Consider the following 15,100-nt stretch of genomic DNA (forward strand, 5'->3'; position numbering starts at 1 on the left):
TGTCGCCTGATCACTTCATCAGGCGACATCCTTGTTAATCTGGTTTCGATCAGAGTTTACGAAGCCTTCCCTTCAAGCACCGCCTCGATCCGATCGCAGGCCCATAGCAGGTCTTTGCGTTCGATCACCAAGGGGGGAGCGAGACGGATGACGTTGTCATGTGTCTCCTTGCATAGAAGGCCCTCTTTCATCAGGGCCTCGCATATGGGGCGAGCCGGCCCGTTCAATTCGATCGCCACCCAAAGACCCCGCCCACGAACCTCGCGAATCTGTGGGCTTCGAATCCGGCGGATACGCTCCATCAACAACGCGCCAAGCTCCGCGGAACGCTCCGACAACTTTTCTTCGACAATCACTTGTAACGCAACCCGCGCAACCGCACACGCCATCGGATTTCCACCAAAGGTACTACCATGATCGCCTGGGTGGATCACACCCAGTACCTCGCGTGAGGCAAGCACTGCAGAGACTGGGTAGAATCCTCCAGCCAGCGCTTTACCAACGATCATCACGTCCGGGGTAACATCCTCATGCTCACAGGCAAAGAGCTTGCCTGTGCGTCCCAAGCCAGACTGAATCTCGTCCGCAATGAACAGGATCTTGTTCTCGCGGCAGACAGCGGCAGCCTCACGCAAAAACCCGTCGGGCGGAATCAAAACTCCCGCTTCACCCTGAATCGGCTCAACCAGGAAAGCGGCTGTGTTTGGCGTAATCGCCTCACGCAAGGCCTTTACATCGCCAAAAGGAATAATCTTGAAACCAGCAAGATACGGTCCAAAGCCATCTCGGTACTGCTCCTCGGTCGAAAAGCTGATGATCGAAATCGTACGGCCGTGGAAGTTGTTCTCGCAGACGATAATCTCGGCCTTTCCTTCAGGAATGCCTTTGATCTTGTATCCCCATTTGCGCGCAATCTTCAGTGCCGATTCAACGGCCTCTGTGCCCGAGTTCATGGGCAGAACCATTTCAAATCCCGTCAGCTCTGTCAGCTCCTTATAGAAAAGAGGGAGCTGGTCATTCCGGAAGGCTCGCGAGGTCAGCGTAACGCGCTGAGCCTGCTCCAGCAAGGCGGCAAGAATACGAGGGTGGCAATGCCCTTGATTTACAGCAGAATACGCTGCAAGGAAGTCGAGATAACGTCGGCCTTCAACATCGTAGACCCAGACTCCAGAAGCGCGATGAACCACAATATCCAGTGGCTTATAGTTGTGCGCGCCGTATTGGTCCTCCAGCGCAATCAACTGAGAAGTCGATGCGCCGGTTCCCGTAACATCATTCACTGTGTCACTGTGCAGAACTGAGCTTGCCATATCAACCGCCTGAGCCAGATGAAAATTTGAATTGTTGACTATAGCTATTATTCCATGCGTTGAATGCATCTCCAAGAAGCGAGATCTTATACATCACGCTTGCATAAAAGACAGAAGGCACAGCAGGAAACCGCTGTGCCTTCTGAATACGCAATGTATAAATATGCGCTACTTCGCGGCTAATGCAAGCTGCTGCTGGTATTCCTCGTATGGGCCTTTGTGATCAGTGATGTGGAAGTCCTCTGGGCCACCCTCAAAGTGCCAGATACGCGTTCCCACCTCTTCGATCAGGTCTTCGTCGTGCGTCACAAGAAAGACTGTGCCCTCATATTTCTGCAGGGCCTGATTGAGCGCGTTGATACTCTCCAGATCAAGGTGGTTCGATGGCTCGTCCAACACAAGGATGTTCGGCTTCTGCAACATCAGCTTGCAGAAGAGGAGGCGGGCAGCTTCACCTCCGGAGAGAGCCTCGGTCTTCTTCATTCCCTCTTCGCCGCGGAAGAGCATCTGGCCAAGAATGCCGCGAATATCTTCCTTCGTCGCCTTGGGGTCAAATGTATGGAGCCACTCCGCTGCCGTCGTTCCCTTGGGGATGGAAGCAGCATGGTCCTGGGCGAAGTAGCCAATCTGGGTCTCATGCCCCCACTTCACCGTGCCGGAATCGATTGCCGTAGTTTCAGACTCATCCAATCCAGCATTAGCCAGCAGCGCTTTCAGCAGGGTAGTCTTGCCCTGACCATTGCGCCCAATCAGAATAACCTTGTCTCCACGAAGCACCGCAGCAGAGAAGTTGTTGATGACATGCTCCACCTTACCTTCAGGCTGCGCGTATGACTTATTAACACCCTCGAATTCCAATACATGCTTGCCTGACGGGCGCAACATATCGAAACGGAGATATGGCCGTTGGATATTCGAGCGGGCAAGCTCGGTCGTTTGCAACCGCTCGACCTCTTTCTTACGTGAGTTCACCTGTGAGCTACGCGTACCAGCAGAGAAGCGCGCAATGAATTCATTCAGCTGCGCAATCTTCTTTTCACGCTGCTCGTTTTGCGACTCAATGCGAGCACGAATCTGCGTCTTCTGCAGCACCATATCGTCATACCCGCCGGTATACGTGATGATCGTCTCGTAATCGATATCGGCGATGTGCGTACAAACCGAGTTCAGGAAGTGGCGGTCGTGAGAAATCGTGATCACCGTACCGTTGTACCGGTTCAAAAAATTCTCAAGCCAATGAATAGAGTCGAGATCGAGATAGTTCGTTGGCTCATCCAGAAATAGAGCTTCGGGATTACCGAATAGCGCTTGCGCCAGCAGTACACGGACCTTCTGGCCACCCTGCAGCTCGCTCATCTTGCGCTCATGCACTTCATTCGGGATATCGAGCCCCTGAAGCAGCACGGCAGCATTAGCCTCAGCCTCGTAGCCGTCTTCATCGCCGACAATGCCTTCCAATTCCCCCAGTCGGGAACCGTCTTCATCCGTCAGTTCGGGCTTGGCATAGATCTGTTCGCGCTCTTCCAGAGCCGCCCACAGGGCCTTATTGCCCATAATGACCGTATCGATCACGCGATACGCATCAAACTCATACTGGTTCTGCTTGAGTACGCCAATCTTCTTCGGCCGAACAACTGTTCCCTTCTGAGGATCGATCTCGCCAGTAAGGACCTTCATAAAAGTCGACTTTCCGGCGCCGTTAGGACCGGTCAGGCCATACCGCCGGCCAGAGGTAAAGGTAACGGAGACATCCTCGAAGAGCAGCTTCGAGCCGTAGCGCATCGTGACATTAGAAACAGAGATCATCGCTATCTATTTTCGCACGCGATAATTCGCGTTATTCAACGTGAAGGCCCAAAGGGCCGAATGAAACATAGGAAGAGAACCGAAAAGATTCTCCTCCAGAGCCCAGATCCGCGCTATTCCTCATTCAGAGAAAGCCTTTATCGCTTCCCCTGACGGGCTGTTGCAGTCCCCGGCTTACGTCCTCGGCCTTTGTGTCTGGGACCAGAACGACGGCCCTTTCCTGATGGCATCGGCGCCGACTCATTTCGCCAAGTGCGTGTCTCGAGAGCCAGTAACGCCTCCAGGCCGGAAGCCTTGCCTGTGTTGGTCGATGGTGCAGGCAGCGTATTCAGATCGATTGGCCTGTTTCGTTCCTCTTTTGCGAGGTTCTTATCTGCCTCGCGCCAGTCGAACCTGATCTTTAGTTCGCGCTCAAGTTTCCTGGCATCATGGTGCTCCTGCGGCATCACAAAGGTAGTTGCAACTCCCTTGGCGCCCGCTCGCCCAGTGCGCCCAATGCGGTGAACAAAATCCTCGCTGGCATTCGGGAGATCGTAGTTCACCACGTGGGCAATACCGGAAATATCAATGCCGCGAGCCGCAACGTCCGTAGCGACCAGAACCCTATGCTTGCCCCCGGCAAAGCCTTTCAGTGCCGACGTGCGTTGCGACTGCGAACGGTCGCCATGAATCGCATTGGAGCCGTGGCCCAACTTCTGCAGCTTGCGAGAGATACGGTCTGCCCCATGCTTGGTGCGCGAAAAGACCAGGAAGCTTCCCTCCTCTTCCTCAAGCATCTGGTTTAGCAGGCTCAGCTTCTGATCTTGCATTACGGTGTAAACGCGCAACTCGACGCGGTCCGATGGCTTTGAAGTTGAGCCGATTTCAATGCGAATCGGGTTCTTAACATAATCACGCACCACCTCCTGGATATTGGCATCCAGCGTGGCCGAATAGCACATCGTCTGGCGCGTACGTGGTACCGCAGCAGCAATCCTGCGAATCGCTGGAAGGAACCCCATGTCAAGCATGCGGTCCACCTCGTCGAGAACAAACATCTCCACGCGTGAGAGATCGATCTCGCGGCGACGGAGAAAATCCTCCAGTCTGCCAGGCGTTGCAACCACCACGCGGGGGCCGCGGTCAAGATTTTCAAACTGGGCGTTCTCCGAAAGTCCTCCGCAGATGAGCGCCGCATCGTGTCGCGCCACTGGCATCAGTTTCCAGTAGTTCTCCAGCACCTGCATCGCAAGCTCACGTGTCGGCAGAAGAATCAGTGCGCGGATCGCGTTGCGCTTGCCGCGCGTACTGGGTGTAGAAGTAGCATCGAGCTTCTCAAGAATGGGAACGAGAAAACTGAGCGTCTTCCCAGTTCCTGTTGAAGCTGTTGCAAGAATATCGCTCCCCTCGAGCGCAGGTGGAATCGCCCCCGCCTGTACCGGCGTTGGCCGGATAAAACCGGCAGTGGTCAGCCGCTCTTTCAGAGAGTCGGAAAGATCAAAATCTGTAAAGAGAGGAGAATCAGGGGAGGTAGTTGTGGAATTCCCGATGGAATTCAGCGTTTCTATTGTTTCTAATGTTGTCGTCAAAATAGTCCTTCAGTGAGGCCGCTCCTCTTATGAGCGGAAGATACAGGATGCAGAACGATGCACAAACACATCATGGATTCCTTAGGGAATTCAGCTCAAACGCTGCTGCACGGCGAGAAAGATCACAACGATCTTCCATCAAAGCCAGAGCAATCAACGCATCCAATCGACATGGATCAATGCTGGAGATTTTTGGTCTCAGCGGTCTCTGGCCAGCCTGAATCCATCCCAGGCTCTTCCCGCGAGGCAAGTACTCATACTCCAAGTACAGCTTTATTCTATCAGGCTCCCGGTTGCGCCGCGATTAAACGTAAAGGGACCTGTCTGAAACAGGTCCCCTACGGCCTGAAACTCCAATCAGATGTGGCAGCTCACCATGCCTCGTTTTTCAAGATAGCGCTGGTGATACTCCTCAGCCCGCCAGAAGGTCCTCGTCAGACGCACCTGAGTCGCGATCGAATTCCGGTAGGTTCCAGAGGCATTCAGCTCAGCAATCTTGGCTTGTGCCTGTGCAGCCTGCCGTTCATTATGGGTAAAGATGATACTGCGGTACTGGGTCCCGATATCTGGGCCCTGCCGATTGATCTGGGTCGGATCATGCATCGCGAAAAACACATCCAGGAGGGACTCATAGCTGACCCTGGAGTTATCAAACGTCACCTGAACGACTTCCGCATGGCCGGTGCGGTCTGTACAAACATCTTTGTAATTCGGTTGCTCAAGGTCTCCGCCTTCGTAGCCCACCGTTGTATCGATTACTCCAATAACTTCATTGAACTTTGCTTCTACACCCCAGAAGCATCCTGCTCCAAACGTAGCCTTCTCGGTTGCCACTTCGTGCTGCTCCTTTACTACAAAAAAACAACATATACGCCGAACAGCTGACAACAGACCATGACGATCTGCGATCAGCGATATCTATTGGATGCTCTTCACCAGGGCTTTGTCATCCCCCTAAAGATGAATAGCGTGAGTATTTTGGTCATGAGAATTGAGACCTGTCAAATGCTTCCCGGCGATCTTCCACACGGCCGTCGATAACTATCGATAGATCATGGCTTCCATGCCAGAACCAGCTTTGGTTCAATGAGGAAAAATAAATCTGACTAACGCGAAGAGGAACGTGGCCGGCGTTCTTTTCTCGCGCTCGAAGTCGGCCGACGGCCGACTTTTTTAGGTGTTGCAACTTTTTTCAGCTGAGCAAATTCAGGCGTCTTCTGCTTCGGAACAACCTTCTGCCCCTTCGCGGCTCGATCAAGCGCAGTTACCTCTCCCGGAGTCAGTTCCCGAAATTCTCCCGGGGGCACATCCAGTCGCAAAGCTCCATACCCAATCCGGCGAATTTTTTCCACATGATGTCCAATCTCTTCAAACATCTTGCGGATCTGCCGATTTCGCCCCTCGGTCAGGGCAAGTTCAAACCAGGGATTCTCTCCCCCGCGCACCAATTCCACCCTGGCAGGAGCCGTAACCACCCGATCACGCCGCCCGCTACGGACCTCGTTGAGGCGTCCGCGATCGATCATGATTCCCTTCCGAAGCTGATCAAGTCCTTCTTCTGATGGAACCCCGGCAACTTTCACCAGATAGGTCTTCTCAACGCCTGCGGCGGCCTTGGAGAGGCGGTTCGCCAAGTCACCGTCATTCGTCATCAACAGCAACCCCTCCGAGAGATAATCCAGGCGCCCTACTGGATACAAACGCACACGCGCACTATGAGGCCCCTGTCGCTTCGCAATCAGGTCGACCACCGTTGGTCGGTTCTCCGGATCGGACACTGTGGTGACATAGCCACGCGGTTTGTTGAGCATGTAGTAGCGCTGTGGCTCTCGGCCATGCAGCAGCTTTCCGTCTACCCGGATATGATCCTGTTCGAGGTCGGCCCGTGTGCCAAGCTCGGTCACAACCTTCCCGTTCACCTGGACGCGGCCTTCAAGGATCAGTTCCTCGGCCTTGCGGCGGCTGGCAATCCCTGCCTGCGAAAGAATCTTCTGGAGGCGCTCGCCCCGGGGTTCGGTCGATTGAGTCATCCTTCCATTATCGCCTGAATATCCGGAGCAGCATCATGGATCATAGCCATCGACGATCAGTTATTCAGGTCTCTTTCCGCTTGTGCGACGGTAGCCTCGGATTCAGCTGCTGGCTGTTCTTCCTCGTCGGGAATTTGATCATCGAGCGGGTCATCCACTGGGTCCGGACTGCCATCGGCCTGGGGCAGATGCGTATGTCGCTCCGGCTCAAGCTCCGCGGCCGTCTCGGGAGCATCATGCTCCTCGTGGGCCTCCATTGGAATCTCTTCCTGCTCATTGAGTTCGCCAGCCATCTTCTCGAACTCTTCAATGGAAGGAAGTTCGCTGATGTCCTTCAGGCCAAAACGCAGCAGAAAATCCTTGGTGGTCTTGTAGAGAATCGGCCGGCCGATTACCTGCTTGCGTCCTGCAGTCGTAATCAGCTTGCGCGCCATCAATGAGCCAAGCACACCGCCAGAATCCACACCGCGAATCTCGGCAACCTCGGGCGCAGTGATGGGTTGCTTATAAGAGACCACGGCCAGCGTTTCCAGGGCCTGCAGCGACAACTTCAACGGCGGTTTGAGAGACTTCACAAACCCACGCACAGCGTCGTGATACTCCGGCTTGGTGGCCATGCGATAACCACTGGCAACCTCGCGAATCTCAAGTCCTCGATCCCCATTGGTATAGTCGGCGATCAACTCCTCGAGAATCGAGCGGAAGTGCTCGCGCAAGCGACGAGTCTTCTCCTTATCTTCCTTGTTTTCGCGGGCCGAACGCTGTTCCTGGCTCTCTTCACCTGCCCCTTCGGAGGGTTCAGGTGATGCCTCTGGAGCCGATACAGGTGGTTCAGATTCGGCAGAAATCTCACGATTCAGGTTCTCCAAGTCGACATCTGAATCCTGTTCAGATTCTTCGAGAGCAAGCGCCTGCTGGGCTTGTGCAATCTGGTCCAGTTCGGCCTGGGCCTCCTGGCCGAGCAGGCCCATCAGTTGGGCCAGGGTAACCGGTTCTTCCGATGCGTAAATAACAGCTTCAATCTTTGCTTTGAGGCTCATTGCCTTTGAGTGTATAGGAACGAACCCACACCATAAATGAGGGAAATCCCCCATTTAAGACGCGTTTTGCACAGAATGGCGCATGTCTCTTACCGGAGACAAATCAAAAGGTCTACTTCACAACAAACAAGTTAAAGAGCCAGTAGAGGACCCCGGAGAGCAGCGCAGCCGCAGGTAGTGTAAAGACCCATGCCAAAGCGATATCGCGCAACGTGGAGGTCTGTAGCCCGCTCTTATTGGCTGCCATCGTTCCGGCTACGCCCGATGACAGGACATGAGTCGTACTCACCGGAAGTCCATATCCATCCGCGGCAAGGATAGTCATCATCGCAACCAGCTCTGCCGAGGCGCCCTGGGCATAAGTCAGATGGGTTTTGCCGATCTTCTCGCCCACGGTCACTACGATACGTTTCCAGCCCACCATCGTTCCTAGTCCCAGAGCCAGGGCAACAGCCACCTTCACCCACGTGGGAATAAACTTCGTCGAGCGGTCAAGAAATCCCTTGTAGTTCGCAAAGATCTTCTTATCCTGATCGGAAATCGCGGGGCCATACTTAGGCAACAACCGCATCGTCTCACTCACCAGATACATCTGATTGCGAACGTTGGATTGCATATCTGGCGGAACCCGATTGAGCGCTCCGTAACGAGATACTTCGTTCTGGATATCATCAACCGTCTGTCGCAAAGCAAGCATTGTCTCTGGCTTGAAAGTGCGCGAAGAAACAAATTGCTCCAATTCCGGACCGGAATCAGCAATAACCGTGTTGACGTCCACATAGTGGGAAACAACGTCAGAGACCTGATGCGAGACTGCCGTAAAGGTCTGCACCTGAGAGTTGGTGACAGCGTGATTGAGCGCATAGGCCGTCGGCACCGTCCCCACAAGGATCAGCATGATCAGCCCCATCCCCTTCTGGCCGTCGTTAGAGCCGTGCGCAAAACTAACGCCGGTGCAAGTCAGGACCAACAGAGCGCGGATGTAAAACGGAGGCGGATCCGTACCCTTGGGAGCTTCATAGAGACGTGGATCACGCAACGCCAGCTTGAACAGAAGGAAGAGTACCGCAGCGCCGGCAAACCCAACCAACGGAGAAAACAGCAATGCTTTGAATACCTTCGTGACCTGTTCCCAGTCCACGCCACTGACGCCGCTAGCACCATGGAGCAATTGATTCGTAATACCCACGCCGATAATGGATCCGATCATGGTGTGCGAGCTCGAAGCCGGGAGTCCGCGATACCAGGTCGCCAGATTCCACAGAATCGCCGCCACCAACAGTGCGAAGACCATGGCGAATCCTGATCCCTTGCTCACTTTGAGGATCAGTTCCACCGGCAACAAAGTAATCACCGAATAGGCCACCGCACCCGAACTGGTCAATACGCCGACAAAGTTCCACAACCCCGACCAGACAACGGCAACATGTGGTTCAAGCGAGTGGGTATAAATGACCGTCGCGACTGCATTCGCCGTATCGTGAAAGCCGTTGACGAACTCAAACCCCAGGGCGATCAACAGAGCAACCCCAAGAAGAAAGTAGGGGAAGATCGAGCTGGGATGAACAAACGAAAGATCCTCTGCCAGCCTACTGACGATATATCCAACTCCTCCCAGCAGCAGAAGCCCAAAAACGATCCTGCCTATTTTGCCAGGAGAGGATTTCTTCAATTTTTCGTCGAGAAGAGAGCCCGAAGGAAGCGTAGCTGGCGTTGCCATAAGGTTGGTCACCTGAAAAGAGCAGATTCGGGGCCCTAGGTGAGAACACTATAGTTCATGATTTCCCGTGACAAGATGAATCCCACATGAAAGATTTCCACTGGCGGCGACAGAAAACTACCGCCAGTCGTCCCGAGCCTGCTGTTGATCCGCGAAGACTTGGTCGAAGTTGTCAGTCTTTTTGATCAGGATGTCTCCTTGCGTAACTGGCTGATGCAGCAGTACTGCCTGCAAGCGAACTAACTCCAGCATTGCCAGAAACATGCAGATTAGCGCCCGCTCTGTGTGAGTATTGTGCAGCAAACGACGAAGTGAGACTGGCTTGTCTTCCATGACCAGGCGACGCTTAACGTAGTCGATCATCTGGGCGACCGTCACCGACTCCTCGTCCACATCGAGCACCGGGCGCTTGCGCATTCGGGAAAGAATGTCCTGAAACACGCGGACCAGATCGACCGTATCCGCCGCGATCTCACGATCGGCATCAGCAGCTTCGCGAAACTCCCGAATACCGGGATTCGTCCACGTGGCCTCTTCAATCTGCTGCTTCTGCAACAACATCTGGGCGGCAGCCTTGAATCGCTCGTGCTCCAGCAGCCGCTCCACCAATTCGCGCCGTGGGTCTTCGGCATCGCCTCCGGCAACGTCACTCGGATCGCGCGGCAGCAGCATCTTCGACTTGATATGGATCAGCAGAGAAGCCGTGTAAATAAACTCGCCAGCAGCATCGACGTCAGTTTGTTTCAGCTGGTGCGTGTACTCGAGGAACTGCTCCGTAATACGAGCGATCGGAATGTCGTAAATATCGATATTCTGCTTACGGATAAGGTCCAGCAGAAGATCGAGCGGACCGTCGTAGACCTGTCCCACAATCACAGAGAAAGGCGACTGCGATGCCTCTTCTTTCTCCTTATCCCTTTCCTTCGCCACAGAACGTTTCGGTTCGGGAGCAGGCGGGGGCACAGGATGCTTCAGAGCAAAAGGTTCTTGAGGCACCGGCTGATCTGTCGCTTCGGCGGTGAGAGTCTCTGTCTCTTCAGGCTGACTCAGTGGCTCGAGATTGGGGTCGCGTGTCTCTTCCGGCATGGATTAATCAAGTCCTACGGTAGCGCGTACCTCGCGCATCGTCTGGTTAGCGCGAGCATTCGCGCGGGCATTACCGTCTTCAAGAATGGCGTCGAGCTCAGAAGGATGCTGCTCAAAGTATGTGCGCCGCTCGCGAATAGGAGCAAGCTCGCGGACAAGGTTATCAGCAAGCCAGCTCTTGCATTCGATGCAACCAATGCCTGCCGTCGTGCACCCCTGACGGGCATTTTGTTGCGTTTCGAGAGGCGAAAAGACCTTATGCAAGTCGAAGACCGGGCAAACATCAGGGTTACCCGGGTCTTCGCGGCGGATGCGCGCCGGATCGGTCACCATCGTCTTCAATTTGGAGCGAATCTCCGTCTCCGAGTCAGAGAGCAGGATGGTGTTGCCATAACTCTTGGACATCTTTCGACCGTCGGTGCCGGGCAGCTTCGGGGAAGGTGTCAAAAGAACCTGCGGCTCAGGTAGCACTTCGCGACGACCGAAGCCGCTAAGTTTCTTAGTCTGCTTCGCTGCTTCATAAAGTTCGTGCGCAGAAAAGACGCTCTTTCTTTTGTCACTTGCCAGCTTGCGAGCCTTCTCCTGAATCGCCCCTATCTCCCAGGGAGCCGCATTGGGGCTGAGGTAAAACTCACCGGGAAAGAACTGATTGAAGCGGCGGGCAACCTCGCGTGTCAGTTCAACGTGAGCCACCTGATCCTGCCCAACGGGGACATACGATGCCTGGTAGGTGAGGATGTCAGCGGATTGCAGAAGGGGATAACCAAGAAAGCCATAGGTGGCGAGATCCTTCTCCTTCAATTGCTCCTGCTGGTCCTTGTACGTGGGGACCCGCTCAAGCAGACTGAGCGGAGTAATCATGGCCAGCAGATCATTAAGCTCGAAGTGCGCCGGCACCTTGCTCTGCACAAAGATGGCACAGAGCTTGGGATCAAGACCGGCTGCGAGAAAGTCGAGAGCAACCTCGCGAATGTTCTCCTTAAGTCTGCTGGTGTTGGCATAATCCGTCGTCAGCGCATGATAGTCGGCAATAAAGAAGTAGCACTCATACTCATGCTGCAGCTTCACCCAGTTATAGAGCGCACCCATATAGTTGCCCAGGTGCAGCTTTCCCGTGGGACGCATGCCGCTCAAAATACGCGGACGTGAAGATGAATTGGAATCGGTCATGATGCTCAAATAACGATGATACGGGAAACGGCTTACATTGCTGCCAGAATGCCGTCAAAGGCCGATTGCAGCGGGTAGAGAAAGACTCGAAAGATGAATCCACCCGCCAGCAGCATGAAGATCCACAAGGCCAACATCCCCATGCGATCGTAGATCTGCAACGCATTATAGGGAAGAAAATGTCGCAAAATGCGGCTACCGTCCAGTGGTGGGAATGGCACCAGGTTGAAAACAAACAGCAGCAGGTTGATCAGGATGATGAAGTAAAGCAGCAACGCAATGGGAAAGAGCGCGGGAAGATTCTCCGTCGAGACCCCGGGATAATGCATCGCCAGCGCCATCGCAGTAAAGACCGCTACCGTTCCTCCAGGAATTAGGTGCTTGATAATGAGCAACAGAATCAGTGCTCCGGTTGCCAGCAGAAGATTGCTGATCGGACCCGCAACCGTCACCAGAATGTCGTCGCGCCTGTAATTCTTAAAATTGCGCCCCGTCACGGGGGTCGGCTTCGCCCATCCAATCAGTGGCCAATGATAAACCAGAGCAATCAGCGGCATCAGCACAGAACCAAAGGGATCCAGGTGCTTGAGTGGATTCAGCGTGACGCGGCCCAGCATACGGGCCGTAGGATCCCCCAGCCGCCATGCTACCCAGGCATGCGCGCACTCATGCACACTGAAGGCAAGGACCAGCGCAACCACCTGGAAGAGGATAAGGACGATGTCCTGGTTCATTCCACTAGCTTAAAGGAAAGATCGCTCCAACGAAAACAGCTCCGGATTATGCCCGAGGTCTCTTCTCCCGCTTTACCTTCGCGGGAATCCCCACCGAAACAACTCCAGGCGGAACCGGCTTGGTCGCCAGAGCCATGGCTCCCACCATCGCGTCTTCCCCCACGTTCGCTCCCGCCAGCACCGTCGAATGATATGTCAGCCGCGCTCTCGGCCCGATCACTGTCGGTTTATTCGTAACATCGGCCTGCACATTGATGTCGTGCGTATGCGAATAGATGTTGGCATAGTCCGAAACGCTCGTCCCCTCCCGCAGAATCAACTCGCCACGATCGTCCAGCATCACGTTTCTGTGGATCGTACAGTTGTCCTCAATTGTCAGGTTGTATCCAAAACTGAACTCGACGTTATGAAAGATCTTCACGCCTTTCCCCAGTGACTTGAAGATATGTCGGCCCAACATGCAGCGGAAGCGAAACCCCAGCCAGTGATTCAGTCCCAGCGGTGAACGGTCGAACATCTGCCAGAACCAGATCAGCGGTTTGCGAATGGAGTATCTTTCGGCATCCACATCGCCGTAATACTCCGGTTCAAGCGTCACATTGCGCGGATCGAAGGCTTCGACGAGCACATGGCTGCCAAGCTCGCTACTTAGGGTTACCTGGCCGCGACCTCCATGCGGCTTGCCCAGGTAAATCTGGTAAAGTTCATCGCGCACGATCTCAGAACGCCGATCGATCGACTGATGCTTCGTGAACTCATCGTTCAACTGTGTAAGCCACCGGCGAAAGATCGCTTCGGCTTCCGGTGTCGGTTTCAGTTCGCGATAGGTGTACTGGGGCATGCATTCTCTCTTTCAAATGACTGACCGGTCTGGCCGTTTAGCTCTATTCGATGGCGAAGACCGCGTAAACGGTCGCTGTTTTCGTGATTTTCTCAGGAGCGATCGCCAGTGGCTTCAGATTGACCCTCGCTGAGCTAGCTGACGCCGTCTCGGTATTAAGCGTTGCGCCAAAAAGCCCTCGGATTGGGACCTGATTGCTGGCATAAATCATGGAACCTAATCTACATTTCAATCCTGCAGCATAGCGTTCGGCAACCTTCTGTGCATGAGCGAGAGCCTTCTCCTCTGCTGCGGCTTCCAAGGCATCCTCATTCTTCAACTTCCATTGAATATTTCCGCTGTTGTTTGCGCCAGCCGAGATAGCCGTATGAAGAACATCAGCTGCCGAGGATGCATCGACGGTCACGTTCCATGATTGAGCAAAACGGAAACGCAATCCCTTTGCCGAGTGAATTTTGTCTTCTGCATCGATCTCGGTAAGGCTCTGGTCCGCACTTTGGATTGCATCTGCGCGGACGCCCGCCGCATGCAGCGCATCGATTACTCGATTCGAGATTCGCGTGGCATCTGCATACGTCTGTTGCTGGTCCGAGCCATAGGACGTAAACCCTACACTCACGACAGCGGTATCGGATTCGACCTGCGCATCATCGGTAACCGTTACGGCAACAGTACGGTTGTCCTTGCCAACAGTGATTGTCTGCGCCAAAGCGCCGACCCCGGCAGACAGCATGATGGAAGTAAGTAATAGTTTTTTCAAGCGGACTCTCCTTACACGCGAGGCGAATAGTAAACGAGAAGCCCGCCTGAGACAAAGTTATTCGATGGCAAACACAGCGTAAACCGTCGCCGATTTTTCAATCTCCCGTGGATTAATTGCCAGCGGTTCCACCTTATCCATTGCCATCGGCGCGGCAGCCATAGCTCGGAACATCGGACGCGGCCCGCTGGGCTGAACCTCATTGCTTGCATAGAGCAGAGAGCCCAGCTTCGCGTTCAGACTGGTCGCCATCTGCTCGGCCTGAGCGTGAGCACGTTTCAGGGCCTTGGCGGCAGCCTCGGCCTCAGGAGCATTCTCATCTTTGAATCCCCAGTCGATCTGGCCCGATTGGTTGGCCCCAGCTTTCACCGCCACATCCAAAGCCTTGGCTGCATTATCCGCCGCCATCTTTACCGTCCAGCTCTGCTGTACCTGGAACTGCCGCTGCGCTTTCTGTGCCTCCGTCAACTTATCCAATTGGTAGTTCTGTACCGGAGTGATCTGCTGGTTCTCGCTCTGGATCGTGTCTTTTGGGATTCCAGCGTCCGTCAGGGCCTTCATAATCGCATTCGAGACGCGAGAACCATTTGCATAGGCCGTATTGCTATCAGGCCCATACGCTATAAAGCCGATGTGCAGGGTCGCCTGATCTGCAATCGCAGTGACCTTATCCGTCGCCGTAATGGCGATGGTGCGGTTCTCCTTGTTCACCTGGATCGTCTGGGCTGCACTGGAAACAACAGCAGGAATCAGGACGGCGGACAACGCAACTGCTCGGAATCGAATCATGCTTCTTCTCCTGTCTTGTTCATCAGATTGGCTAACGTCTCTTTATATTTGGGCTGGTTTATGCGCTTCTGCTTCGGATCTGGAAGTACGCGCTCCGAGGGAGGCGTGCCCACGCGTTCCCGGGCATTGGACTTCACGGCTTTCACGGCGGAAAAGACCTTCTTCTTCGCTTTGCCCATGCCGCGCTCCTTGGGACCTCTGCCAGAACTGCTGCATGGCCCTCTGCGATTATGCAATACTCTTGTT

At 54.4% G+C, this 15,100-nt stretch carries 14 protein-coding genes; all 14 read right to left on the minus strand.

Features of this window, described 5'->3' with window-relative positions; genetic code table 11:
* Positions 1–56: 56 nt before the first annotated feature.
* Positions 57–1,310 carry an ornithine--oxo-acid transaminase gene (gene rocD, locus H7846_RS15490; protein ID WP_186693354.1) on the minus strand — a complete coding sequence of 418 codons (1,254 nt, stop codon included), beginning with the start codon at positions 1,308–1,310 and terminating at the stop codon, positions 57–59.
* A gap of 168 nt (positions 1,311–1,478) precedes the next feature.
* Complete coding sequence (locus H7846_RS15495) at positions 1,479–3,116, minus strand: ABC-F family ATP-binding cassette domain-containing protein (RefSeq protein WP_186693364.1); 1,638 nt, start codon at positions 3,114–3,116, stop codon at positions 1,479–1,481.
* A gap of 137 nt (positions 3,117–3,253) precedes the next feature.
* The gene (locus H7846_RS15500; protein ID WP_255460675.1) at positions 3,254–4,684 is read right to left on the minus strand and encodes a DEAD/DEAH box helicase; all 1,431 of its coding nucleotides are present in this window, start codon (positions 4,682–4,684) and stop codon (positions 3,254–3,256) included.
* Positions 4,685–5,041: 357 nt separating this feature from the next.
* The gene (gene msrA / locus H7846_RS15505; RefSeq protein WP_186693366.1) at positions 5,042–5,518 is read right to left on the minus strand and encodes a peptide-methionine (S)-S-oxide reductase MsrA; all 477 of its coding nucleotides are present in this window, start codon (positions 5,516–5,518) and stop codon (positions 5,042–5,044) included.
* Positions 5,519–5,790: 272 nt separating this feature from the next.
* On the minus strand, positions 5,791–6,714 hold the full coding sequence (locus tag H7846_RS15510) for a pseudouridine synthase (RefSeq protein WP_186693368.1): 924 nt from the start codon (positions 6,712–6,714) through the stop codon (positions 5,791–5,793).
* 56 nt (positions 6,715–6,770) lie between these two features.
* A complete protein-coding gene (gene scpB, locus H7846_RS15515; protein ID WP_186693370.1) occupies positions 6,771–7,754 on the minus strand; it encodes an SMC-Scp complex subunit ScpB in 984 nt (327 codons plus the stop codon).
* Between the two features lie 112 nt (positions 7,755–7,866).
* On the minus strand, positions 7,867–9,474 hold the full coding sequence (locus tag H7846_RS15520; protein ID WP_186693372.1) for an inorganic phosphate transporter: 1,608 nt from the start codon (positions 9,472–9,474) through the stop codon (positions 7,867–7,869).
* Positions 9,475–9,591: 117 nt separating this feature from the next.
* Positions 9,592–10,560 (minus strand): segregation and condensation protein A, encoded by a 969-nt coding sequence (locus H7846_RS15525; RefSeq protein WP_186693374.1) that lies wholly within the window; start codon positions 10,558–10,560, stop codon positions 9,592–9,594.
* Positions 10,561–10,563: 3 nt separating this feature from the next.
* Positions 10,564–11,730: a tryptophan--tRNA ligase gene (trpS, locus tag H7846_RS15530; RefSeq protein ID WP_186693376.1), complete on the minus strand. Its 1,167-nt coding sequence runs from the start codon at positions 11,728–11,730 to the stop codon at positions 10,564–10,566.
* Positions 11,731–11,762: 32 nt separating this feature from the next.
* Positions 11,763–12,464 carry a site-2 protease family protein gene (locus H7846_RS15535; RefSeq protein ID WP_186693378.1) on the minus strand — a complete coding sequence of 234 codons (702 nt, stop codon included), beginning with the start codon at positions 12,462–12,464 and terminating at the stop codon, positions 11,763–11,765.
* Positions 12,465–12,510: 46 nt separating this feature from the next.
* Positions 12,511–13,305 carry an acyltransferase gene (locus H7846_RS15540; protein ID WP_186693380.1) on the minus strand — a complete coding sequence of 265 codons (795 nt, stop codon included), beginning with the start codon at positions 13,303–13,305 and terminating at the stop codon, positions 12,511–12,513.
* 43 nt (positions 13,306–13,348) lie between these two features.
* Positions 13,349–14,065, minus strand: coding sequence for an SIMPL domain-containing protein (locus H7846_RS15545; protein WP_186693381.1), 717 nt, complete (start codon positions 14,063–14,065; stop codon positions 13,349–13,351).
* Between the two features lie 57 nt (positions 14,066–14,122).
* Entirely contained in the window at positions 14,123–14,854 is a 732-nt protein-coding gene (locus H7846_RS15550; protein ID WP_186693383.1) for an SIMPL domain-containing protein, read from the minus strand.
* Positions 14,851–15,033: a hypothetical protein gene (locus H7846_RS15555; protein ID WP_186693385.1), complete on the minus strand. Its 183-nt coding sequence runs from the start codon at positions 15,031–15,033 to the stop codon at positions 14,851–14,853. Before H7846_RS15555 ends, H7846_RS15550 begins: the two co-directional genes overlap by 4 nt.
* Positions 15,034–15,100 lie beyond the last annotated feature (67 nt).

This window comes from Edaphobacter sp. 4G125 (genome assembly GCF_014274685.1).
In the GTDB taxonomy this organism is placed as follows: domain Bacteria; phylum Acidobacteriota; class Terriglobia; order Terriglobales; family Acidobacteriaceae; genus Edaphobacter.

Bases quoted from the DNA above. Each gene is read 5' to 3' on its own strand.
- H7846_RS15520 (WP_186693372.1), bottom strand. From the start codon at position 9,474: ATGGCAACGCCAGCTACGCTTCCTTCGGGCTCTCTTCTCGACGAAAAA.
- H7846_RS15535 (WP_186693378.1), bottom strand. From the start codon at position 12,464: ATGAACCAGGACATCGTCCTTATCCTCTTCCAGGTGGTTGCGCTGGTC.
- H7846_RS15510 (WP_186693368.1), bottom strand. From the start codon at position 6,714: ATGACTCAATCGACCGAACCCCGGGGCGAGCGCCTCCAGAAGATTCTT.
- H7846_RS15540 (WP_186693380.1), bottom strand. From the start codon at position 13,305: ATGCCCCAGTACACCTATCGCGAACTGAAACCGACACCGGAAGCCGAA.
- H7846_RS15550 (WP_186693383.1), bottom strand. From the start codon at position 14,854: ATGATTCGATTCCGAGCAGTTGCGTTGTCCGCCGTCCTGATTCCTGCT.
- trpS (WP_186693376.1), bottom strand. From the start codon at position 11,730: ATGACCGATTCCAATTCATCTTCACGTCCGCGTATTTTGAGCGGCATG.
- H7846_RS15495 (WP_186693364.1), bottom strand. From the start codon at position 3,116: ATGATCTCTGTTTCTAATGTCACGATGCGCTACGGCTCGAAGCTGCTC.
- rocD (WP_186693354.1), bottom strand. From the start codon at position 1,310: ATGGCAAGCTCAGTTCTGCACAGTGACACAGTGAATGATGTTACGGGA.
- scpB (WP_186693370.1), bottom strand. From the start codon at position 7,754: ATGAGCCTCAAAGCAAAGATTGAAGCTGTTATTTACGCATCGGAAGAA.
- H7846_RS15525 (WP_186693374.1), bottom strand. From the start codon at position 10,560: ATGCCGGAAGAGACACGCGACCCCAATCTCGAGCCACTGAGTCAGCCT.
- H7846_RS15555 (WP_186693385.1), bottom strand. From the start codon at position 15,033: ATGGGCAAAGCGAAGAAGAAGGTCTTTTCCGCCGTGAAAGCCGTGAAG.